The organism is Henriciella barbarensis (assembly GCF_003576345.1).
GTDB lineage: Bacteria > Pseudomonadota > Alphaproteobacteria > Caulobacterales > Hyphomonadaceae > Henriciella > Henriciella barbarensis.
Genome location: NZ_QWGB01000005.1, coordinates 1,494,410 through 1,517,138, shown reverse-complemented (window position 1 = coordinate 1,517,138; position 22,729 = coordinate 1,494,410). Strand labels below are relative to the sequence as shown.

Annotated in this window: 22 protein-coding genes and 1 pseudogene; 16 read left to right on the top strand and 7 right to left on the bottom strand. The window is 56.8% G+C overall.

The window, feature by feature from the left end:
• Positions 1-3: 3 nt before the first annotated feature.
• Positions 4-2,466, bottom strand: a complete 2,463-nt coding sequence (locus D1224_RS10480; protein WP_119379813.1) for a helix-turn-helix transcriptional regulator — start codon at positions 2,464-2,466, stop codon at positions 4-6.
• Positions 2,467-2,603: 137 nt separating this feature from the next.
• On the opposite strand from D1224_RS10480, the gene D1224_RS10475 reads away from it, so the two are divergent.
• The 5 genes from D1224_RS10475 to D1224_RS10455 all read left to right on the top strand — a co-directional run bounded on the left by D1224_RS10475 (position 2,604) and on the right by D1224_RS10455 (position 6,727).
• Positions 2,604-3,755 (top strand): acyl-CoA dehydrogenase family protein, encoded by a 1,152-nt coding sequence (locus D1224_RS10475; RefSeq protein ID WP_119379812.1) that lies wholly within the window; start codon positions 2,604-2,606, stop codon positions 3,753-3,755.
• An 80-nt stretch (positions 3,756-3,835) separates the two neighbouring features.
• Positions 3,836-4,096: a hypothetical protein gene (locus tag D1224_RS10470; RefSeq protein ID WP_147372368.1), complete on the top strand. Its 261-nt coding sequence runs from the start codon at positions 3,836-3,838 to the stop codon at positions 4,094-4,096.
• A 31-nt stretch (positions 4,097-4,127) separates the two neighbouring features.
• Complete coding sequence (locus tag D1224_RS10465) at positions 4,128-4,280, top strand: hypothetical protein (protein ID WP_233350485.1); 153 nt, start codon at positions 4,128-4,130, stop codon at positions 4,278-4,280.
• 10 nt (positions 4,281-4,290) lie between these two features.
• Positions 4,291-4,995, top strand: a complete 705-nt coding sequence (locus D1224_RS10460) for an IS6 family transposase (RefSeq protein WP_119379810.1) — start codon at positions 4,291-4,293, stop codon at positions 4,993-4,995.
• A gap of 322 nt (positions 4,996-5,317) precedes the next feature.
• Positions 5,318-6,727 carry an SEL1-like repeat protein gene (locus tag D1224_RS10455; protein WP_119379809.1) on the top strand — a complete coding sequence of 470 codons (1,410 nt, stop codon included), beginning with the start codon at positions 5,318-5,320 and terminating at the stop codon, positions 6,725-6,727.
• A 127-nt stretch (positions 6,728-6,854) separates the two neighbouring features.
• On the opposite strand, the gene D1224_RS10450 is transcribed toward D1224_RS10455, so the two are convergent.
• The gene (locus tag D1224_RS10450; protein ID WP_119379808.1) at positions 6,855-8,549 is read right to left on the bottom strand and encodes an alpha/beta hydrolase; all 1,695 of its coding nucleotides are present in this window, start codon (positions 8,547-8,549) and stop codon (positions 6,855-6,857) included.
• A 488-nt stretch (positions 8,550-9,037) separates the two neighbouring features.
• Here D1224_RS10450 and D1224_RS10445 point away from each other — a divergent pair, with 488 nt between their 5' ends.
• From D1224_RS10445 to nhaA, 6 genes are all read left to right on the top strand, one after another.
• Entirely contained in the window at positions 9,038-9,952 is a 915-nt protein-coding gene (locus D1224_RS10445) for a hydrogen peroxide-inducible genes activator (protein ID WP_119379807.1), read from the top strand.
• 97 nt (positions 9,953-10,049) lie between these two features.
• Positions 10,050-10,424, top strand: coding sequence for a hypothetical protein (locus D1224_RS10440; RefSeq protein ID WP_119379806.1), 375 nt, complete (start codon positions 10,050-10,052; stop codon positions 10,422-10,424).
• 139 nt (positions 10,425-10,563) lie between these two features.
• Positions 10,564-11,550, top strand: a complete 987-nt coding sequence (locus D1224_RS10435; RefSeq protein WP_119379805.1) for a sodium-dependent bicarbonate transport family permease — start codon at positions 10,564-10,566, stop codon at positions 11,548-11,550.
• Positions 11,551-11,553: 3 nt separating this feature from the next.
• Positions 11,554-11,859 carry a DUF190 domain-containing protein gene (locus D1224_RS10430; protein WP_119379804.1) on the top strand — a complete coding sequence of 102 codons (306 nt, stop codon included), beginning with the start codon at positions 11,554-11,556 and terminating at the stop codon, positions 11,857-11,859.
• 131 nt (positions 11,860-11,990) lie between these two features.
• Positions 11,991-12,167, top strand: coding sequence for a hypothetical protein (locus tag D1224_RS16490; RefSeq protein WP_182482233.1), 177 nt, complete (start codon positions 11,991-11,993; stop codon positions 12,165-12,167).
• Positions 12,168-12,251: 84 nt separating this feature from the next.
• Complete coding sequence (gene nhaA / locus D1224_RS10425; RefSeq protein ID WP_119379803.1) at positions 12,252-13,478, top strand: Na+/H+ antiporter NhaA; 1,227 nt, start codon at positions 12,252-12,254, stop codon at positions 13,476-13,478.
• A 129-nt stretch (positions 13,479-13,607) separates the two neighbouring features.
• Here nhaA and D1224_RS10420 read toward each other — a convergent pair whose 3' ends face one another.
• Both D1224_RS10420 and D1224_RS10415 read right to left on the bottom strand, forming a co-directional pair.
• Positions 13,608-14,360 (bottom strand): hypothetical protein, encoded by a 753-nt coding sequence (locus tag D1224_RS10420; protein WP_119379802.1) that lies wholly within the window; start codon positions 14,358-14,360, stop codon positions 13,608-13,610.
• 89 nt (positions 14,361-14,449) lie between these two features.
• Positions 14,450-15,022 carry a phosphoribosyl-AMP cyclohydrolase gene (locus D1224_RS10415; protein ID WP_233350484.1) on the bottom strand — a complete coding sequence of 191 codons (573 nt, stop codon included), beginning with the start codon at positions 15,020-15,022 and terminating at the stop codon, positions 14,450-14,452.
• Between the two features lie 188 nt (positions 15,023-15,210).
• Here D1224_RS10415 and D1224_RS10410 point away from each other — a divergent pair, with 188 nt between their 5' ends.
• Genes D1224_RS10410 through D1224_RS10395 form a run of 4 tightly spaced genes read left to right on the top strand, consistent with a single transcriptional unit; the run spans position 15,211 to position 19,402 of the window.
• Positions 15,211-16,302: a sensor histidine kinase gene (locus D1224_RS10410; RefSeq protein ID WP_147372367.1), complete on the top strand. Its 1,092-nt coding sequence runs from the start codon at positions 15,211-15,213 to the stop codon at positions 16,300-16,302.
• Complete coding sequence (locus tag D1224_RS10405) at positions 16,299-16,946, top strand: response regulator (protein WP_233350483.1); 648 nt, start codon at positions 16,299-16,301, stop codon at positions 16,944-16,946. The genes D1224_RS10410 and D1224_RS10405 overlap by 4 nt, the downstream gene beginning before the upstream one ends.
• A 3-nt stretch (positions 16,947-16,949) precedes the next feature.
• Positions 16,950-18,944 carry a sensor histidine kinase gene (locus tag D1224_RS10400; protein ID WP_119379800.1) on the top strand — a complete coding sequence of 665 codons (1,995 nt, stop codon included), beginning with the start codon at positions 16,950-16,952 and terminating at the stop codon, positions 18,942-18,944.
• Positions 18,941-19,402, top strand: coding sequence for a response regulator (locus D1224_RS10395; RefSeq protein WP_119379799.1), 462 nt, complete (start codon positions 18,941-18,943; stop codon positions 19,400-19,402). Before D1224_RS10400 ends, D1224_RS10395 begins: the two co-directional genes overlap by 4 nt.
• Before the next feature lie 118 nt (positions 19,403-19,520).
• Here D1224_RS10395 and D1224_RS10390 read toward each other — a convergent pair whose 3' ends face one another.
• Together D1224_RS10390 and cls are read right to left on the bottom strand one after the other, a co-directional pair.
• Positions 19,521-20,237 (bottom strand): endonuclease/exonuclease/phosphatase family protein, encoded by a 717-nt coding sequence (locus D1224_RS10390; protein WP_119379798.1) that lies wholly within the window; start codon positions 20,235-20,237, stop codon positions 19,521-19,523.
• Positions 20,237-21,595 carry a cardiolipin synthase gene (cls, locus tag D1224_RS10385; protein ID WP_119379797.1) on the bottom strand — a complete coding sequence of 453 codons (1,359 nt, stop codon included), beginning with the start codon at positions 21,593-21,595 and terminating at the stop codon, positions 20,237-20,239. Before cls ends, D1224_RS10390 begins: the two co-directional genes overlap by 1 nt.
• Positions 21,596-21,668: 73 nt before the next feature.
• On the opposite strand from cls, the pseudogene D1224_RS16855 reads away from it, so the two are divergent.
• A pseudogene (locus D1224_RS16855) lies at positions 21,669-21,944 on the top strand (hypothetical protein); the annotation flags it as partial.
• A 70-nt stretch (positions 21,945-22,014) separates the two neighbouring features.
• On the opposite strand, the gene D1224_RS10375 reads toward D1224_RS16855, so the two are convergent.
• Entirely contained in the window at positions 22,015-22,716 is a 702-nt protein-coding gene (locus D1224_RS10375) for a TetR/AcrR family transcriptional regulator (RefSeq protein WP_119379795.1), read from the bottom strand.
• Positions 22,717-22,729 lie beyond the last annotated feature (13 nt).

The following is a 22,729-nucleotide window of genomic DNA, read 5'->3' as shown; positions in this document are numbered from 1 at the left end:
CGGCTATCCGGCCAGCAAACCAATGCGTCTGGCCTGCGCAACTGCAGCCGTACGCGAGGTTACGTCAAATTTTCGCAGAATGTTCTGCATGTGCCACTTCACCGTGGACAATTTGATAAGGAGTCGCTCTCCGATCTCGCTATTTGATGCACCCGCAGCAACCAGCTCAAGCACGTGTTGCTCTGCTGCTGTAAGTCTGACATCAGCCTCGATCTCATCTGAGGCAGATGGCTCAGACGCCCTCAGGAACGATTTTTTCCGGCCCGATCGCCTCGCCAGCTCGAACACAGTTTCGCGCACTATTGCTTCATCTGAATCGTCGCCATTCTCGAGCTCTGCGCGGTCCATCAGGTCGTCCAGAAGCGGTGCCAACAGGATACCTTCTGAGCATATTGTTCCTTGCAAACCGCTCGCGGCGCCCTTTGCAATCGCGTTCCATGCGATTCTGAGCGCCCTTTCCTGTTGCCCCATACGCACGAGAGCTCCGGCGTATATCAGCGACGCTTCACACCAGACCAACAATCTTGATTGCTGCAATGACTCTCGAATGATTGGTTGCACATCCGAAATGGCCTGTCGCGGGTACAGGCCCAACGCCGCGTACCGTGCACGTAATAATTTCGAACTTTCTAGCAAGCGGCGACTTGGACCAAAAAGCTCGATACTTGAACTCAACAAATCAATTTCCGCGCCTATACCCCTAGTGGTTTGACGCATGCCCGATCTCAGCATCAAAGAGAGACTAAATACGCGGAGTGATTTGCGACCACGATCTCCATGCACAACTTCGATCCAGGACTCGGCCTCCTCCGCCATAGCCAACGCTGCAGCAGCTCCGTTTTCGATGGCTTCGAGATTGATGGCCGTTTCCCAGGCAAGAAGCGCCAATTCAACGGTTCCATGCTGAAGACTCGACTGCATGTATCGTGAAATAAGATGCTTCGATCGGGCTACGTCTCCAACAAGCCAGGCCAAGTGTGCGCGAGCTACCTCAACCGCAGGGAGGATGGCACCGATCGAGGAAGACTCTTCCAATGCGCGTTCCGCTGCTGATATGTCCCCAACCTCCTTGCGCTCAAGCGCGCTCATGATTGCCAGCCAACCGTTGAGGAATGGAGATTTCATCTGCTTCAGACACAATCTGAAAGCTTCAAGCGCTCGCTTCGCTGAGTTTAACTTGTTGTCGGCAAAACAGGAGAAAAAAAGACTGGCCGCTACTATGGCACGGAAACGAGGCTCAGCTGTCGGATGCTTCATCAACCAATCGTTCGCAAGGGGCTCGATGTTTTCGAATTGCTCAAAGCCAAAATCGATTACAAAATTGAGCGCTTCCCGTCTGATCTCTTCCTGTTGCGAATAGGTGTCCACCCTTTGCCCTGTTTCTTCCAACATCGCTGCCGCTCCGGCAAAATCACCCGCGAACACAGCACCGAGCGCGATTTCAGAGGCGAGGGCGGCGGCCGATGAGGAAGGAAGGCTCCGGGTCATCGCCCGAAAGGAAGCAATCTCCCCTTTGCCAGCAACCAGCTCGTCAGCGTGTTCCGTAAGCAAGCGCAGCGCTCGATCTGTGTCTCCCGCAAGTTGCCAGACACGTGCGGCCGCCAGCCAGTCTGACCGTATTTCGTAGACATGCGCCGCTTGTAGTCGAACCTCTTGCAGTTCCACTGGCATTTCACGTTCGGCGAGATCCGTCAGCACTTCTCTGAATACTGGATGTATCCAGAATGTTCGGGAACCGCCATCTCGACGAACAAATCCAGTCGCTTTGCTGGCCTGATCGAGACACAAGAACGCGTCGCTTCTTCGCGTAATCTGGTTTGCAAAATCGACGTCTATTGGCCCGAACTGCGCGACTTTCATCAGAAAGTTTCGCAAATCCTCCTGTAGCGTGTTAACTGCTGTAGCTTCTATGAAGCGCAATAATTTCGGGTGAGTTCTGTGGAATCGATCAGCTAATTCCGCGAAAGACCTGCCGCCCTCAATTTCCCTGGCAATAATCTCCCAAGCATATCTCCAGCCAGCCGTGCGGTCCAACAAGGACGAAATGTGGCGTTTGGTGACAGTTGTGGGTCGGGGTTCAATACCGAGCACCAAATCTTCGAACCGCAATGCGAGCTGCGTGACGTCAATTTCTATCACTCGCCCCATTTTATCGAGGCGAGAAAAGTCAAAAGGCTGCGGCTGTGACGTCGCCAGTACATAGCGACACTGCGCGCACTCGATCGACCTACAGATTTCATCTCGAACGGATGCAGGGCGATTGTCAAAATCAGGAATGAATTCGATCGGCTGAAAAGAGTCCTGTTCGGCCGCACCTTTTGACTGTCCGAATTGTTGCCTGACACCCTCAATCCATTCGGCTTTTCCTGAACCCTCGGGCGCTGACACAAACACGAGCAAAGGCCCAAAGGCAAAGGATCGAATGGTTTCCAAATGTGAGGCTGATGGAGCGATCTGAAAATTCATTGAAATCCGAACGCCTATTCCTGATTTCGAGGAAATCCTGAACTAGACCCAAACTTGATGCGAACTCCCATACTTTGGGAGGGGGCAATGTCACTGAAGCACATCTTTGTTGAACTGCATAACAAAGAGACGCACGAATGATCGATCTAGATTCCCAGTATTTAAATGAACAGCACCGGATGCTTCGGGAGCAATTGCGGCGGTTCATCAACAAGGAAATCCGCCCGCGTGCAGACGAACTGGAAGCTTTGGGATCACTCCCGTCTGACATTTATGAGAGCCTGGGCCGGCTTGGTGTTCTCGGAATTTCTATCCCGGAAGAAGCCGGAGGCGCAGGGTTCGACACCCTAGCTACCGTTGTTTTGGGCGAAGAACTCGGTCGCTCGGGAATTGGCGGTTTTGGAGCAGCAATTTCCGATCACGCCGACATCGCTGCGCCTTTGATTGCGCGAACAAGTAACGCTGAACAGCGCGAACGTTTTTTACCGTGCATTCTCTCCGGTGAAAAAATAGCTGGATTGGCTGTCACGGAGCCGCGCGGGGGCTCCGATCTGACGCGCATGGCGACCACGGCCCGTCGCGAAGGAAATGACTGGATATTGAACGGTCAAAAGACCTTCATTACCAACGCGGTTTCCGGCCAGATCTTCGTTACGGTCGCAAAAACAGACCCCGAAGCGAAGGGAGCCAGAGGATATTCTCTTTTCTTTGTCGAAAAAGGTAATGACGGCTTCACGACAGGGCAGAATTTCCGGAAAACAGGCTGGAAAACATCCGATATGAGCGACATCTTTTTCGATGACTTTCGCGTGCCTTGCGAAAACATGCTCGGCGATGAAGGCCAGGGATTTTATCTGCTGATGGGCGGTCTGGAGCGAGAGCGGCTTTCGATCGGGGCCCAATGTGTAGGCATGGCGGAACGTGCCCTCGAATTGACGCTTGAGCACCTCAAGGCCCGTGAAGCCTACGGGCGAACATTGTGGGATCTTCAGGTGATCCGCCATGACATTGCGAGGCTTTTCAGCGAACTGTATTCGGCAAAACTTCTTTTGTATCACGCCGCTGCCAAGAAGAGCCGCGGTGAGAATGCGAGGCTGGAATCGACGCTTGTGAAGGAGACCTTACCGGAATTGCTCAAGCGTCTGGTTGATGTGTGCGTGCAGCATCACGGTGCTCAGGGCTATATGGTCGGCACCGAAATCGAGCGCTTATGGCGAGACACCCGCCCTCATTCACTCGGCGGCGGCGCATCCGCTGTCATGCGAGATGAAATCGCAAAACTGCTCTAATTGGTTACTGGTTGGCGTCAGCACCCCTCCCAAAGTTGGGGGCGTCTCAGGCCAGCTTTCCCAATACTGAGTGCGGAATTGTGAAACTTGAAACAGGTATTGATGTGATGGCTTTGGTTTCTGATCTGATGGGCGCGATCAGGCTCGAAAGAGGCGGGAATAGGGGAATGAATAAAGGCCTGGCAGCGGCAGGCGCCATCCTTGTTATTTCGGCACGGAACGCGCTAGCGAATGAAGCCGCCGCAAATGCATCGTGGAATGATTTTTGCCGCGACGGCTTGAATAAGACCGACATGACGGGACCATCCAATTTGGGATTGTCAGCGCAAACTGATAATTGAGCGGGTCGGTTATCCCGACTAGCGTCATTTCATGACGAAAAACCCCTTCCGCTACTTCAAGACCTCGCCTGAGATCATCCAGCTTGCGGTGATGCTCTATGTTCGATTTCCACTGTCGCTTCGAAATGTCGAAGAGGGATTGTCAGAAGAACTTGGCTTGAGTAGCGACGCCCTGGTTCGCTAATCTCGCCAGCATGGCCAAGTCACCGTTCCGCTATTTCAAATCGTCGCCGGAGATCATCCGCCTCGCTGTGATGCTGTATGTCCGGTTTCCGCTATCGCTTCGTAATGTGGAAGACCTTCTCCATGAACGCGGGATCGAGGTCTGCCACGAGACGGTTCGATACTGGTGGAACCGGTTTGGTCCGATGTTCGCCGGTGAAATCAGGAAGCGCCGGTCTCAGCAACTTCGCCAGATCACTCAATGGCGATGGCATCTCGACGAAGTCTACGTGAAGATCAACGGCGTAACCCACTACCTTTGGCGGGCAGTCGATCACGAAGGCGAAGTCTTGGAAAGCTATGTCACGAAAACACGAGATAAATCAGCGGCCTTGCGGCTTTTGAAGAAGGCTATGAAGCGTTATGGCGTCCCTCGGACCGTCGTTACGGATCGCCTCAGATCTTATGGCGCTGCGATGAAGGAGATCGGAAATGCAGACCGTCAGGAGGTTGGTCGCCATCTCAACAATCGGGCCGAGAACAGCCACTTACCTTTCAGGCGACGAGAGCGGGCCATGTCGAGATTCAGAAGAATGTCGAACCTGCAGAAATTCGCCTCGACCCACGCCTCGTTCTACAACCATTTTAATCTTGATCGCCACCTCAACCGCCGCCCGATATTCAAATCTAAACGAGACGCCGCGCTTCAAGAATGGCGACAACTTCTGGCCGCCTGACAGCGGCTCATCCGCAGACAGCAGAGACGAGTTTGCGTTTGTCTGACGACACCGCCAGCCACCCCAATATTGAAGCCCAGATCTGGAAAATTCCCGAAACGCCCGCCACTAGCGGGCAATTTCAAGTACTATTGTCTCATGTTTCTTGGCGGGCATATAGGCTGGCGCGATCTGTCAGTTGCGTGGCTTCAGCGCCAAGCGATGCCAGGATGCCCACAAACATTGCAGATTGTGATGCCTTCTGAATGCGCTTTCACCCTCTGGGGTGAGGCGGAGAAGGATAAACGAGGTCTACGCTTCACTCATTTGATGGAGAATGTAGATGACGCCTTTTACCCGCCACTGGAAAGCGGTTGTGTCGATCATCGCGATGCACGGTGTTCTCGAGCCGACTGCGATGGCCATGGAGCCTGCCAGCCTGCCCGACCGCGGCAATCCGGAGTGGATTGCGCAATGCGGTGAGGAAGGCGGTTACGCGGCTTGCGAAAACCTCGCCAATCAACACCTGAAGGGGCTAGACGGCGTCCCGGTAAGCCGCACCTATACGGGCTACTATCTCCTCAAGGCCTGCCGCTATGGCAATCTTGAGATGTGCGAGTATGCCGTCGGGATGGTGTATGATGATGCTGGCAATCTCGCGGAGGAACCAGGCGCGCCAAGCATTTTCAAGGAGGCTATCGCAATTAGATGTGTTGCAGGTGACCCTCTTGTTTGCATCGCTGGCGTCGGTCCCTTCCGGGATGAGGATAAGCCCAACTACGATCCGGACTATGTCGGCAGGTCCTACTCCATCGGCTGCGATCGCGGCCTGGCGTCGGCCTGTTTTTCCCAGGGCCTTTGGTTCAGTCCGTTTGGCTCGGTAGAGGGCGTCACCGCCGAAGCCGAAAAATCCCTTCTAGGCTATCGCCGCGCGTGTATTTCCGAACCGGGCGACGATCAGTTGTTTGATGCAGAAGACGTCGCTTTCGGCTGCTATATGTCCTACCATTTCCTGAAAGGCGGGGAAGGCGTAGCTGCGGAGCCTGACCAGGCTGAACATGCACTCTACCGATCCTGCGACATCGGCGATGCCGAAAATTGTGAGCTAGCCGCATCTTCCTTTCATCACGGCGTAAACAGTGTTCAGAAGAATCCTGTTTCTGCTAGGGCCATGGCCAAGCGGGGGTGCGAACTGGGCAGCATGGTTGCGTGCGAAATGGAAGGCAATTTCGCGTACTCCGACCAAGATTACCCGGTAAGCTTCGCCGCTTACAGCCAGGCCTGCGACGCGGTTCCAAGCGAGAATAATTGCACAATGGCCGCATCCACAGCCTATTTCGCGTTCGGCGAGGACCATAACAACACGACCAAGTACGCGAAGGCTGCCTGTGAGCGTGGCGACGGTTGGTCTTGTTATTCATATGCGAGCGCCACCTATTGGCTGGATGGCGACCGACACAACCGCCATCTCTATGCCAAGGCCTGTTCACTAAGCTACACGCCTGGCTGCGACATGGTTGAAGAACTCGACGCTGTCGCCGCGCGCAATGCGGAGATTGACCGCCGCAACGAGCAGATGATTGCTGACCTCCAGCGGCCGGTACAACCCATACCGCGTACACCAACTCTCGGTGAACAGATCGAGACGCTCGGCAACAGCTTTAAAGACTGGAAGCCGAGCTACTGTAAGAATAGCTCCATCACCTCACGGGACGGTCGTTACACGACGCGACCGGAGTGTGCGGACTACTAACAAGCGTTTGATCAGGATGCGTTGTTACCGAGCTACCAGCTCTGCCCCTCGGCAGGGCTGTTTTTTTTTACAAAGGGTATGAAGGCAGTTGCCGTCTGAGCCACCGGCCGAGACTGCAAGTCCGGACTCAGGATCGATGGAGACGGATCAATTCGGCGACGATCACGTCTGGGTGCGTGTACAGCAAGGTGTTTCCGGAGTTTGCAATTACCGACAGGCTGACCTTCTCCGGATCGCATGTATCAAGGCGCTTCTGGACCCAGGCTGGATCGAGGATCTTCGCATTCTCGCCAAGCAACCAGACCTGAGCGCCGCCATAGGCTTCAAAATCTTGTTCCCAGTTCTCCATCGCAGCATTGCCATCCCGGACCCATATTTCGGCTGACTGCTCGGTAACATGGAAAATGCCTTCAGCGGCGAGGCGAGAAATCTCAGCGTCCTCAAGTGCGGCCATATCAGGCGCCGAATTGCCATAGAGCTCGCGCAGGAAAGTCTCGACACCCCGCACGCGGTAAGTCGCGAGGCCAAGCCGGGTCAGCATTTTAAGAAAGCCGGGCGAACGCCTGTTTGCGGCGGCCATCATCCTCGAACCGCTATCCATATAACGAAGGCTCGCCTCGTCATGCACTGGAACGCCGCCATCGACGATCATCAGGCCCTCGCAAGCAATTCCAAGCTCGGTCGCGATACGGAAGCCGTGGCTGGAGCCGCCCTGATGCACCAGAACTGGCAAGGCGGAGACCGCAAGATGCGTCAGCAGATCGACACAGTCGTTTACGACGGTCTGATTGTAATCAGCCCGCGTCGGACTTGGCTGAGAGTACCCAAAACCCGGCCTCGAGGGACAGATCAGGAAGAGGTCATTCTCATTGAGTAGCTCGACGAACTCTTCTGAGAAAAACGGACCCTGGATGAGACCATGAATAAAGAGCACCGGACGGGTCCCGCTCCCGAGGCGGTACCAGGCAAGCTCGCGTCCATTACGAACCTCGCAGAACTGGAGCCCGTTTTTTGGTGTTTCCCAGCGTGGCGGCGCCGAACTTTCCACGGCCGTGTCAGGCATCTCGCGTAGGAGATAGGCGATGCTTGCTGCGATGTGAATGACATCGCTCATCCGCGCGCAACCGCTCTTCCTCAGGATCGACTTTGATTGCGATTTGATCGTCTCAAGCGAACGCCCTCGGTCCTCTGCAATGTCACCGGGTGTCTGGTTGTGAAGGTACCCGGCGAGCACCGACGATTCAGCCGATGTCAGACCGAAAGCCGCACCGATCCGGCTCAGGAGCCGCTCGGACCAGTCGATATACGATACACTGATACGCGCCAGACCGTCGGCATCTGCAGGACGCTGAATAAGTGCCATACACGACCGCGTGTCATCGGCTTCGACGGTCGCGAGAAACACCTGATCATCGGCCTGACTGATGGGCGTCATCGAAAGATAGCGGCGGATGAACTTCAACGCCTCATGGTCCAGCGGTAGTGCATCAAGGGTCGTGGGAAACTGGCAGCGAAATAGCCGCTCGGCCGCGCTATTGCCCATCACCGAACCTGAGGATGAAATGTCGAGGATAGCGTGAAAGCGCGTGGCCGTTGAACCTTGAGACTGGACCAGCTTCTGGATCAATCTGTCGAGCCGGTTGGTATGTCGATCCAGCGACGGATCATCTTCCTCAGCAAAGGCGACATGATCTGCAATGACCGCTCCTGCCTCGTCGCCGAAGAGATAGCGTTTGGCTTCGGTCAGAAACTGGTCAAAGGCTTCAGGCTCTCCAGGCAACTCGTAAGCTGCGGCCAGCACATCATGGAATGATCGATCCATCAGCTATAGATAAATAGATGAATTCACATATCAGTCTAATACAAATCGCTCGGCAGTGCTGATTTTGGCGCTTCTGGCCCCTTTCCTTGCACTCGAATTGCAAAGCTGGCTCCAGAGCGTGAAAATCCATTACGATACGAACAAAAACCGCCCGGATGTTCAATCCGGGCGGCAGCTGGGTGGTGGGGGGATGAGGGGTGGGTAGGCCCAACCCAGCGTATTTGAAGCGCTAGAGCACTAGTTGCGAGAGGACGCATATCGGCGTGCCCGTCGCTCACGCCACAGGCGACGCAGGAAGGATGGGCTCTGCGCGAGCAGTGCCGGCGAACCGGCCTTTTCCGAAGCGTAGGCGGGAGGGGGCGACTGCAGATTTCTCATTTTTTTCTCCGTTTGTAGATCCGCCTCGTGGCGGACGCCCTTGATTTGGACCAAGTAGCATCATAGCTCAAAGTGTAATTATCTTTGCACTTGATAGCCGGAGATTATGGATGCGACCTACCCTTCGACAACTTCAATACCTTGTCGCGATCGCGGATACGGGAAAGTTCGGCGAAGCCGCCAAGCGAACCAATGTGAGTCAGCCCAGTCTTTCAGCGCAGGTAGCGGATATGGAAGCCTATCTGGGCAATGTCCTGATAGAGCGCGGCCGCCACGGCGCGTTTCTCACACCGCTGGGCGAAGAGGCAGTGCGCCGTGCCAGGCTCATCCTTCGTGACGTTGAAGACCTCAAGGCGGTACTGGCATCGGAGGACGACGCCCTTACAGGACGGATCAGGCTTGGTGTGCTACCAACGATCGGCCCTTACCTGCTGCCGGGCGTGACGCGGCACCTGCACGCAAGGTACCCTGACTTTCGCCTGAGCGTGCGCGAGGAACGCACGATCGATCTCGAAGAACACTTACATGATGGCCGGTTCGATACTGTGATCTCGACGATTGAGGATCACGCCAACGCTGAGCACATGCCGCTCTTCGAGGAAGAACTCTGGATCTGCGCGGCCCCCGACGACCCCATCGCCCTAAGCTATGGCGACGTAAAACTGTCCGACCTGAAAGACAGGCCCTTGCTTACACTCGGCTACGGGCACCGGTTTAACCTGAAGATTCAGTCCATCGCTGAAGCGGCGGGGGCTCATGTGAGCAGCGAGTATGAGGGCACCAGTCTCGATGCCATCCGACAGATGGCAGAAATGGGCGCGGGCGTCGCCGTGCTACCGAGCCTGTATGCTTTGACTGAAGCAAGGCGCGATCCAGATCTCGTTGTCAGGAAGATTGATGATCCACTGGCAAGGCGCGAAATTTCCCTGATCTGGCGCCAGACCTCACCTCTTGGAGACCGTCTTGTCAGGCTTGCAGAAGAGTTGAAAACGGCCGCCGTCTCCGTCCTTGTCGGACGCCGCTAAGCCTCAACATAGCATAAAGCTATGCACTTGCCTGTTTTATTCGATTTCTCAGAATGTTCTGGCTTGCCTACGTTTCCTGCACCGAAGGAGACTAAGCATGAGCTTTGCGAGAAAGCACAACAATCAGCCCGCACGAGCAGTCCGGCTCGCCTATGCCACTGCAGAAAGCGCCGAGCATTTCTTTACCGGTAGCGCAGATACGCTGCAATCGGAAGATGAATTCTGGATGATTGCAGAATGGTCACGCACCGGCGAAAGCCTTGCATTCCATACTGAGTCGTTGATCAGCTGGGCGCCGATAGAAATTCTCGAATGCCCGACACCGATCATCGATGAAACAGACCAGTCCAAATGGCTTTGCAAGTTTCGATATTTTGGACCGATCAAGGATCGGGCCCGCCTCATCGAGAATGCGAAGACCGTTCTGAATTCGCTCGCAAGGTGGCAGGCCGTGCCAATCCATAGCCTCTAGCTATTGGAATAATACTATTTTCCGAATTGTTCTTATGGCGTGAGCGTGTAGGTACGCGCTCAAACTGGATATCCAGCACCTGTTAGGCAATGCCGCCCAGGTCGCGGCCGCCCAGATAAAATTTAGAGAGGTCGCCTCAATGCTCGATCTGGCCCTGACCACCCTTCTGTCGCCTGTCGTCCTGTTCTTCATTCTGGGCCTGCTCGCGGCGCTTCTTCGCTCATCGATGAGCATTCCCGAAGCGTTTGCCAAGGGTCTGGCCATCTACTTAATGATGGCGATCGGCCTGAAGGGCGGCATCGCGATGTCGGAAAGCCCAGTGACGTTGGCAATGATTGGCGTATTCGCCATCGCCATCGCATTGTCCTTTTCGCTACCGGCGATCGCCTATGGTGCCTTGCGGGTGACTAGTAAACTCAGTCGCATCGATGCCGCAGCGACCGCAGCACACTATGGCTCCATCTCAATCGTCACATTCGTTGCCGCGACGCAGCTGCTGGCATCCGCGAACATCGAAAGTTCAGGATACATGGTCGCCGTCGCTGCAGCGATGGAGGCTCCAGCCATCATTACAGCCCTCTTCCTGGCATCGCGCGGCAAACAGAAATCCGAACCCGTAGCCGGCTCTGAAAGCGGTGAACTCTTTCGGGAAGTCCTTCTAAATGCCTCTGTGGTCGTCCTTGTCGGCGCACTAATCATCGGGGCGCTGATCGGAACGGATGGCGCAAAACAGATTTCTCCGTTTTTTGTCGATCCATTCCAAGGCGTTCTTTGCCTCTTCCTTCTCGATATGGGCCTGTCGGCCGGACGCGGCCTGCGGCATGGCTGGCGCCAGCTCGACGCCGCAGCCCTCGGCTTTGGCATCTACATGCCGCTCATATCTGCATCGCTGGCTGCAATCGCTTCCATCCTGCTCGGCCTCGATACGGGTGACACCACCCTGCTTATGGTGCTGTCAGCATCGGCGTCCTATATCGCCGTGCCAGCCGCCATGCGTCTTGCACTGCCAGAGGCAAAGCCAAGCATTTACCTAACGCTTTCGCTTGGCATCACCTTCCCATTCAACATCGCCGTCGGGATTCCATTATACCTGACAGTGGCGCAGTGGCTTCAAGGAGGCGCGTAGATCATGCATGCAATGAAACGGCTCGAACTGATTATCGAACGCATGGCCATGAAACGTGCGGGTCGCGTCCTCGAAAGCGCGGGCATCAAAGGTTACACCGTCGTTCCCGCACTCGCAGGTTATGGGCAGGGCAGCTACTGGCAGCGCGACCGCGACATGTCGGCAAGCCAGGACATGGTGATCATGATCGCCATCAGCAGTGACTCTGTGATGCAGGTTGCCCTTCAGGATCTTCAGAAGCTTCTAGGCGCTCATATCGGCGTCCTCAGTGTCAGCGATGTCAACGTCCTGCGCCCCGAACGCTTCTAGAGGAGGGCTTGGGCGATCACGCTTGAGACCCGCAATTCAATAGCCTTTCACTATGTAGGCAAGATAAAAGTTTGATTGGAAGTTATCTATCAGTTTTGCCATTTCATGGAGAAGCAAGAAGGATTACCGAAATGAACTGGCTCATGGAGATGTTCTCTGAATTCTCCGACAAGGTCATGGGTGAGCAGGACGCCTACGAAAACGACCGCAAGTCGCGTCCTGACGAAGGTACTGAATTCGTGCCTCGGTCGGCGCCGGTCTCTTCGAAGAAACGGGCCGCAGACAAGTACCCCGACCTCGACTGGTAACTCGCCACCAAATCTCTGAACCCAAACGCCGCCAGGGTGCCGCGCGCGCCCTGGCTAGCTTGCTCTGTTAGAAGGACCGATAATATGTCCCTGATTGTCGCGAGGATACAGAACTTCCTCAAACTGGAATCTTCCGCCGGCATCCTGCTCATGATTGCCGCCTTGATGGCGTTGATTGCCAGCAACTCCATTCTCAGCGGCCTGTATGGCGGCTTCCTCACAACGCCTGTCGTCGTTCAGATTGGTGCGCTGGAGATCGCGAAACCGCTTCTGCTCTGGATCAATGATGGCTTGATGGCCGTATTCTTTTTTCTGATCGGTCTCGAGATCAAGAGAGAGATCCTCGAGGGCGAACTATCCTCATTCGACAAGGCCGCCCTCCCCTTAATTGCGGCGGTCGGCGGTATGGCCGGGCCAGCGCTCATCTATGTTCTGATCAACTGGTCCACGCCGGAAACGCTCAATGGCTGGGCGATCCCCGCGGCAACCGACATTGCTTTCGCGCTGGGCGTACTCATGCTGATGGGTCGCTCGGTGCCGACATCGCTCAAAGTGTTCCTGCTCGCCATCGCCATCATCGACGACCTCGGCGCAATCACCGTGATCGCCCTTTTCTACACGTCTGACCTCTCGACAATGGTGCTTGGACTGGCCGCGATCGGACTTGCTGCGCTCGTTGTTCTCAACCGGGCGGGCGTGAAAACGATTACGCCATACGCGCTCATCGGCGTCTTCATCTGGGTCTGCGTGCTGAAATCAGGCGTCCATGCGACGCTTGCAGGTGTACTGACGGCGCTTGCCATCCCGATCCACGGCAAGACGAAGGAAGCGCAGTCTCCGCTTCACAAGCTGGAGCATGGGCTTCACCCGTGGATCGCCTTTGGTGTCCTTCCGATCTTTGCTTTCGCAAATGCCGGTGTGTCACTGAGCGGTCTGTCGCTTGAGGATCTTGCCGCGCCAATCACGCTTGGCGTCGCAGCGGGTCTGTTTGTTGGCAAGCAGATCGGCGTGTTCGGTGCGACTTTCCTTGCGGTAAAGGCTGGAATCGCCCGCCGACCGGAAGGCACGAACTGGGCCCACATCTACGGGGTCGCATGCCTTACCGGTATCGGTTTCACGATGAGCCTGTTCATCGGCATGCTCGCCTTTGATTCACGCGACAGCCTCGACCAGGTCCGTATCGGTGTCCTTGCAGGCTCCATCCTGTCGGCCATCGCTGGCGTAATGGCCCTCAAACTTGCTGCGCGAATTGGAGTGCCAGCCGAGACGAGGCCAGCCGCCCAACCGGAAGGCGCCAAAGCTCTGGCCTGATGAGGGCACATACCGGGCCTTCGACGCCTGACAAAAACAAACCGCCCGGGCACCAGGCCCGGGCGGTTTTCGTTTGAGGTGAACAGGTGCATCGGCTGCGGACAGGTCCATGGCGCGCGGATTGTCGCGTCAGAATTCGCGGCCAATAAAGACTTTGAACATCCCATCATCGCTCGCATCGGTGAGACCAGCACGGACCGCCGACTGAAGGAAAACACCGCTGGACCAGTCGAGCTTGATGACAGGCCCGATCTGATGGGCCTGCTCGTCGATACCGCCAATGTCCCGGCTGTTTCCCCATTCGCTGAACACTTCAAAGCCCAGACGAGCGCCTGACGCACCAAACATGCCTATGTCGATCCCGCGGGTGAGCTGAGCGCGTGTCTCTATCTCGACGCCGCCTTCGCTTCCCGAACCGGTCTCGATTTCACCAATCGCATTGGCACGCCATTCCCAGGCACCTGCGAACTTGTCTGTAATTGTCAGCCTGACTTCAGCTTCGTCAGGGCCACCGCCATCTGCGAAGCTATAAGCAAACCGCAGGCCGCCATTGAAGCCTTCGTTAGAGCGCGCTTCTTCGCTCCACTGAAACCAGTTCTCGACCGTGAAAGCACTGAAATCCCAGTCTTCAGCGTCTGGCTTGGAGAAAGAGCTGATAAGCCTGAGCTGGTACCAATCCGTCGCGGCATAGTCGTAGTGTACACGCGCACCCGACTTGCCGTCGTCGTTGATCCCGAAACGGGTCTCAAGCGACTGTTCGCCGTCGGACACACCAGCAGAGCCGACATTGCCCGTCAGGGACTGGGCCTCAGCGGCTGCAGTGAAAAACAATGCGCCGGCACCAATTGTGAAGGGCGCTACAAATAAATTGATCTTCGACATCTCGATTTCTGACCTCAATAAAAAAGGCGCGCCAGAATGCGAGTGAGGGGAACACTCTGGCGCGCCAAGTTCTCAGGGGTGGGGATTATTTATTCTGGGGCGTAGGGCAGTGAGGAGTGGTGAAGGACAATCTTCAACTCGCCTTCATTGTCGCGCACATAGCCAAAGCTGTACTCGACCTTCACCTCTTCACCGGTCGTGCGGGTGAAGAAATAATTGCCCATGGCCATTGCGCTATCGGAGTCGATGAAGGTGCCTTCATTTTCCCAACGCACATCGGTGTAAGGCGCGATGGCGAAGCCGTTGTCTTCGGCGATCGAACCACCGACGAAGTAGGACAGCGCGCCGTCAAAATCGCCGCGGAACTGCTCGTCAGCAGCAAGAGTCGGTTTGAAGAGGATCGGATGCGAGCCGTAGGCGTAGAAGCGCTCAATATGCTCTTGAGCCGCCTCGGCGTAGTCCTCGCCTTCAGAGAAGGCTTCGCCGATAGTAACGATGCCTTCGCCCCAGGCCTGCTGCGCTTCTGCGACGTCAGCCTTAGTGATTGGTGCTGAAGATGCCGTGGATGCGCTGGAGCTGGTTGCCTGGGTTTGCGCGCAAGCAGGGAAGGCAATCGCCAGCGGAGCTGCGATAAGCGCTGTCTTCGAAATTGGTTTAATCATGGTCATTACTCGCCTTTTGGTTTCGGCGGCGCACGGCCTATCCCGTTGCTGCCGATCTCTGGCGGGCTTCATTGCCCGTGGCGAAGAAATGGCTTTTCGCACCCCGTCTGAATTCGGCCAGGTAGCAGGTCTCGCGGCCTAGGCCGGATGGCCTATGCCTTTGCGCCGGGCCGCCCTAGATAAACCAGGTGTCCAAGCAGAATTCATCATTCTCCGGCCAACCGGAAACCGTGGCGGAACTGCGAGATCTTTATAGGTCTGCAGAGGCCCGTGCCGCGCGCTTGCGGCTTCTGGTCGAGGCGAGCAGAGATCTTTCGACCGCAGAAGATAATACGCTGTCGGACATCTTGCAGCAAAGCGCGATGCGCGCTGCTCACTTCGCTGGCAGCCGCGAAGGCGTCGTTTCTATCGACGCAGAGACAGCGGGTATCCCCCTGATCGCGCCGGGCACCACGGATCAGCGGGTCGGCACGCTTCATCTCTCTGAACTCGGTAGTCTCGAAACACTTGCTGATGAGGAAGACCGCCAGGCGCTCTTTCTTCTTTGCCAGCTCATGGCATCCTCGATACAGCGTGTCGCCAAGCAGCAGGAGAACGATTTTCTGCTGCAAACAGTGCAGGAACGCGAGCGCCGCCTCGAACACGTAATCGGAAACCTGTTTAGCGCGCAGGAAGAAGAGCGCCGCCGCGTTTCAAGGGACCTGCACGACAGCGTCGCGCAAACTGCCGGCGCGCTCTTTCGCCGCCTCGAAGCCGTTCCAACCGATGAGGCGATTTCTGTCGAAGAGCGCGATCAACTAATTTCGATGTCGCAAGGGCTCATACGCGAACTTCGCGCCGTGATTGCCGGGCTGAGGCCGACAGCTCTCGACGATCTCGGTCTCGCCTCCGCGCTGAAAGTCATGAGCGACCAGATGAGGACTGAAGGCTTCGACATATTCGTCGATGTCAAACAGGACGTAGACTGGCCGTCAGGCCTATCGACGGCCTACTATCGGATCGCCCAGGAAGCGCTCGCCAATGTCCGAAAACATGCTGGCGGTCCGTGCCAGGTCGATATCTTGCTGAAGGCTGAACCCGGCGCAGGCCGTTGGACCATGGCCATTCGTGATCATGGAGTTGGCCTTCGAAAGGATGAAGCTTCCGCCCAGCTTCCCGGCGAGCAGGTCGGCATTGAAATGATGAAAGAGAGAATGCTCGCAATCGGAGGCAGCCTGACCGTTAGCGATATGCACGGCGGGGGCGTGCAGGTCCGAGCGGAAATCGAGGGAATACGGTGAAGGATCAAATTCGGCTTCTGATCGTGGACGATCATGAACTGGCGCGAGAGGGCCTGAAATCAGCGTTCATACGCGGCGGGATGGATGTCGTCGCCGCCGCGAAGAATGGCGCCGAAGCTTTGAAACTAATTGCCGAGCATGAGCCCGACCTCGTGGTCCTCGATATAAGGCTTGGTGATGGCATGGATGGTCTTGGCGTTGCGAAGGAAGTGTCGAAGCTCTTGAAGGCACCAAAAATCATGATGCTCACGCTGCATGATGATCCAGACTATGTACGCGCCGCTCTGGATGCCGGTGCCACCGGATATGTTCTCAAGGATGCGTCGCTCAATGAGCTTTGCGAAGCGGCCCGGCAGGTTATGGCGGGCGGAACCGCAATACCTGCAGCCCTGCTATCCTCGCTGCTGGCGCGGCCGGATCGCCAGCATGACGATGAACTTGCACTCAGCAGACTGACGCCGCGCGAGCGGGCTGTCCTTGATCATGTCGCTGAAGGCATGACGAACAAGGCGATTGCAAGAGAGCTATCGATCAGCCCGGCAACGGTCAAAGCGCATGTCGAGCGTTTGATCGCGAAACTCGGGGTCGCCGACCGCACGCAGGCGGCCGTCCTCGCCACACGTTGGCGCGAAAGGCAGGGCTGAACCATGGCGGAGGCTTCTGCACGCAAGGTAGGCATCGGTCGCTACTGGGCCGACCTCTCGCTGCCCTTCAAAGGGCTCGTCCTGGTGGCCTTGCCGCTTGTGATTTTGATTGGCTCGCTTGGTAGCCTTTATATTGCAAGCGATGCCGAGGCCCGGGCCGAAGACGATGTGCGCCGGGCCTTCGCCATTCAACGCGACATCTATCAGGTTCACGCCTTGCTTGCCGAGGCTGCCAGCGGTGTGCGCGGCTACCTTCTCACCGATCAGAACCGCTTTCTGGAGCCGTTCTACAAAGCCGAACGCGAACTGCCCCCGACCATCGCGAGACTGGATGACGCGATTGAGGATGAAGGCGTGAGGCGCGAGTTTGAGCGTTTTCTTGAGATCACCGGACAAAAACAAGAAGGCCTAGACGCCCTTATCTCCCTGGCGCGCAGCGAAGGTGAACGCCCGGCGCGCTCGGACGCTGTGCTATCGGCCCTGATTGCGAATAAGGCAGTCCTTGATGATCTGCGCAGCCAGATCGAAGAGATTCAACGCCAGGAGGGCATCCTGCTCGACACCCGGCGCGCGCGTGTCGATACGGTTCGCGCCCGTTTTTTGGCCCTCACCGCGATAAGCGCCGTTGTTGGCTTGCTTGGCAGTCTCACCGCCGTCTTCCTGTTCTCGACAGGCATTGTACGGCGCATCCGAATGCTTCAGGTGAACGCGGAAAAGCTTCAGGCGGGTGACCCTCTCAACCCGTTTCCAGATGAGCGCGATGAAATCGGCAGGCTGGCAAAAAAGGTAGATCGGGCAAGCCAGCTTCTCAGAGCCCGCGAACGCGACCTGCGCGAAGGCGAAGAACGCTTCAGGCTGGTCGTTGAAGGCGTCAGAGATTACGGGATTTTCGCGCTCGACCCGGACGGCAATGTCACCAGCTGGAATACTGGCGCCGAACGCATCAAGGGCTGGCATGCCGACGAGATCCTGGGGCGCTTCTTCGGCACCTTCCATCCTGAAGAAACGCGGGATCACCTGCCGCTAGAGATACTTGAACGCGCAAGGCGGGACGGAACCACAGAAGATGAAGGCTGGCGTGTACGCAAGGATGGAACACGCTTCTGGGCCAATGTCGTGGTTACCGCCCTTCGAGATGAGACTGGAGAGCTTAGAGGTTTCGCGAAAGTCACGCGAGACATGACAGAGCGCAAACGTACCGAGGAGTTCCTGAAACTGGCGCGCGAACAGGCGGTCGCGGCGAGCGCGGCCAAGAGCGAATTCCTGTCCCGCACCAGCCATGAGCTTCGAACGCCAATGAGCGCCATCCTCGGCTTTGCTCAGGTTCTTGAACTCGACCGGGAGGAACTCTCTTCGACGCACCAGACATCGGTTGATCAGATCCTCAAGGCAGGGCGGCACCTTCTATCGCTCATCAATGACCTGCTCGATATATCCAGTATCGAAGCCGGCGGCGCTGAACTGAAAGAAGAAATTCTCAGCATCAATGAAGTGCTTGCAGAGGCTTACGACCTGTCTGGCCCAATTCTCAGAACAGCCCAGCTGGAGTATGACCGTTCCTTGCTGCCGGAAGATATGAAGATCCGCGGCGACCGGCGCAGGATCGTGCAGGTTATTCTGAACCTCGTTTCCAACGCTGCGAAGTACAATCGCGAGGGGACATCCGTTCAGATCACAGCGGAAAGGGTAGACGACCGCGTCCAGGTTCATGTTCTAGATGACGGAGATGGCGTCAAGGATGCCGATATTTCGCGGCTATTTACGCCCTTCGACAGGCTAGGCCGCCAGAAGGTCAAAGGTGTCGAAGGAACTGGACTTGGTCTTGCCCTGTCAAAGCGCCTCGTAGAGTCGATGGGGGGTGAGATAGGCTACAGCCACCGGTCCGATATCGGCAAAGGTGCGGACTTCTGGTTCACGCTGAAGGTCGCTGAACTAGGCCAGCAGGCCCGCAATGCTGGGAAAGATACCTCAAAAAGAACGCTTCCGGAGACGTCATGACCGCCGCAACGGTTCCTTACGAAGAGATCCTGCAACGACGCATCCTCATCATTGATGACGAAGAGGCAAACCTTCTGCTTCTGGAAACACTTCTGAAACGCGAAGGCTATTCGCAGATCCACTGCCTGTCAGACCCCATGCAGGCCGTTGAGAAACTGGTGGAGTTTGACCCCCATATCATTCTGCTGGACCTGATGATGCCGGATATAGACGGCTATCAGCTACTGGACTCTTTCCGGCGGCAGAGCCGACCTGAGGAATTTCGGCCCGTCCTTGTCCTGACGGCTGACACGACACTTCAGGCGCGTCGCCGGGCTCTCTCCCTCGGAGCGAAAGACTTCGTCTCCAAACCCTTTGACGTCATTGAAATCGCTTTGCGTATTTCCAATCTCCTTGAAACCCAAATTCTTTACGAGCGGGTTCGAAACCCGGCGGCGCGTGCGCCTGGTTTTAAGTGACGAGGCGAGCAGAAAAGTCTTTGTACTAGTCGATACGGCCGCCCATCCGGAATTGACGATCAGACCTGATAATCTACCAAATTAGCCAGCGTGACCCGACTAGCCTTTTCGCATTACCCTAAAACCCATTTCTCGGTTTTGTTTGGTCGCTTAGTTCAATATCCATCCAGATCGGCAGATGGTCAGAAGCGCGCTCTGCTGATTGTCTCGACACCACGCCATGCCCATCGATGGTCACCGCTTCGTTGATCACGAACCGGTCCAGGCTGAAGCGGGGCGCCGATGCGTGAAAGGAAGGACCGGGCGCGATTTCGGTCCAGTTTGATCCCGGCGGCACCAGACTTTTTGTCTTACGCCATTCGTTCAGATCGCCGCCAAGCACGATCGGCCCGTCAAACTGGTGCGCGGCGTCTAGAACATGCGCCATCTGAGCCAGGCGGTCTCGTTGTCGCAAGCCAAGATGAAGACCGCCCAAGGTCAGGCTCATCCCAGGTCTGGTCACTGTCGCCAGTACGGCGCCGCGCGGTTCCAGTCCTGGCAGATCGAGCGCGATCATCGCCTGCAGCGTTATATCTGGCCTTAACAGGATCGCATTGCCGTGGTGGCCAATCGACGGGGTATCGGGATCGGCGTCGATGGCGGTCCATCCTGCTCGCCGCACAAGGTCTAGGGGCAGGGCCGGCGGACGCGGTGGCAGACGTTTGTCGCTTTCCTGTAATAGCACGATATCGGGTTCGAGCCTTTTCAGCACGCGCAGAACACGCTCGGGCTTGCGGCGCCAATCAAGGCCAACGGCCTTGCGAATATTCCAGCTGACAATCCGAAGGCACTGCATCAGAGAAGTGGACCAAACAGCCGGGCAACCGGGGCCAGTAATCGAACATGCCAAGGCCCTGGAACCGCCACCGGGCGCGACCTTGAAAAATCGTCTTCCAGCATGGACTCAACGTCTAGCGCGAAGGACCGGTCTTCAATCAGCGCAGTCTGTTCGAAGTTCAGCAGGGCCGAGCGGATATCAAGATTAACAGTGCCCACCGACGCGATATCGTCGTCAATCAGCATAACCTTGGAATGCATGAACCCCGGCTGGTAGGCACAAATCTGAACGCCCGCTTCCTTCAGGCCGCGCGCGGCATTGCGCGATGCATACCAGGCTATGATATTGTCAGAGGGCTCCGGGATCAGGATGCGCACGTCGACGCCGCGCAGTGACGCAAGCTGGAGCGCCGTCAACAGATCGGTATGCGGCACCAGGTAGGGTGTCGCGATCCAGAGCCTGTAACGGGCTAGATTAACAAGCCCGCAGAGTAGCAGGCTGCCGCGTTCGAGCCTGTCGGTTGGACCGAACCCCATCATGAGGCCCCGCTGAGTACCATCAACGTCTGGCGGAGCGGTGGAGTGCAGGAATGGTAGATTCTTGCCTGTCACCGCCTCCCAATCGAACGCGAAGATATCGCGCAGCTGCGCCACCATCGGGCCTTTGACGCTTAGATGCGTGTCACGCCAGGAGTCGAACTTCTTGCCCCCATCGATGTATTCGTTGCCGACATTGATCCCCCCGGTAAATCCAAGCGAACCGTCGATCACCACCGCCTTGCGGTGATTGCGAAAATTTACACCAACACGGCCCAGCGCCCGATGTGGCCCCGGAATGCCGTGTATTTCAATGCCTGCAGCCTGAAGGGCGCGGACATAGCCGGGCCCCAGGAACAATGAGCCGACCATATCGCAAAGCACGCGGATCTCCACTCCCCGCTTAGCCGCCTGGATCAAGCGCTCCTTCAGGCTGTGGCCGATGGCGTCGGATCGGATAATGTAAAACTGGACGAGTATTTCGCGCTCTGCCGCGTCTATGGCGGCGAAAATTGCATCGAACGTCGCCTGACCATCCACCAGGAGCTTGACTGTATTGCCATCTGTCGGCGGGTTCGCAGCAAGATTGGCGAAACTGTCGAGCCGCCCCTGTTCGGGTTTTGCGAACGCCTGCACATCATGCCCCCGCCTCCCGAATGACAGGCGGGAAACGCTGCCAAATACCGCGAAGGCAGGTAATGCCAGAAGCGGAAAAGAAACGAGAAACACAACCCAGGCTGCTGCACCTTGAGGCGTTCTCGCAGTGGTGATCGCGGCGCGGGCTACCAAGATGCCAACAAGCACGAGCACGGCCTGCAAACCGATCCCTAGACCAATCATCGTCACGTCCTGTCCGTGTGATCAGCGCCCAGCACTGGGATACGGATTTCCCTGATCGAAGGCAAGGAAGGGTATTGCCAGAAGAACTTCGCTTGAGCCGCACATACCTACCACTCCTAGGTCCACGGCATCCACGGAGACGTGTGGCGGCCCCCAGCTTGTAGCGTTCCTGCTGGGCGGGCCTAAGTATATAGCGGCTCTTCAGGTACCGCTCGCCGCGCTCGAACGGATGCCGAGTGCTAGCATCACGCTCGACAATGTCAGCGAGTATCTTGCCCTTCCGGACGTGGTTGCCGGCGGCGTCTTATGGCTGGCACCACCGGATCTCCAGAGCCGCGCGGACTGGAAAGCAATAACCCAGAACTCCGAAAAACTCGCTGAAAGGTTCGGCGCGCGCGCATTGACGGCGACATCAAGAGTTACATGGTCTCAGGCGCGCGTTCGTTTACCTGCGGTCCTGCTTTGGCAAGTTGTGACTGGTATGCCTCAATCCTTGCTTGCAGAAGAACGCGGCCTTGCGGCGTCGCCGATCCCTTCAGACAAAGCGCATAGCCGACACCAACGGTCGCCGTCAGGGCGAAGGTCGATAGGCTGCCAACGGCCCAGGATAGAAGCGCGCCGCCCGTGACATGTGCCATGGACTGCAAGATCAGATCGACCGGTATGTCGCTAGCCAGAGAGCCATCATCTACGGCATTGCGCACGAGCCCCAGCCAGATTGCACGCGTCTGGGCGAGTCTCTCTGGCGTCGCTAGCCCGGTATCATCCTGGCCGGACGTCGTTAGAAGCGCGCGCCACAGCGTGCGATAGAACTCGGGATCACTCGTGTAATAGCTGAAAGCAAGATCGTGCGCCCCGAATATGCGATCAATACTATTGCCGCTATCGAGCTTGCGAAAGCGTTCGGCAAAATCGCGCTCATCTTCCAGAACGGCAAGCACGACAGCGCGCTTTGATCCGAAGAGGTTGTAGGGTGTCGACAGGCTGACACCGGCGCGTTGGGCCAGCGTCCGCATGGAAAGATCGGTTTCGCCGGTTTCACGGATAAGGTTGCGCGCGGCGCGTACGATATCGCTACGCCGGCGTGCCTTGGCCTGCTCGCGCTTGCCCAAGTCTTCCACAGTTTCAAGGCCC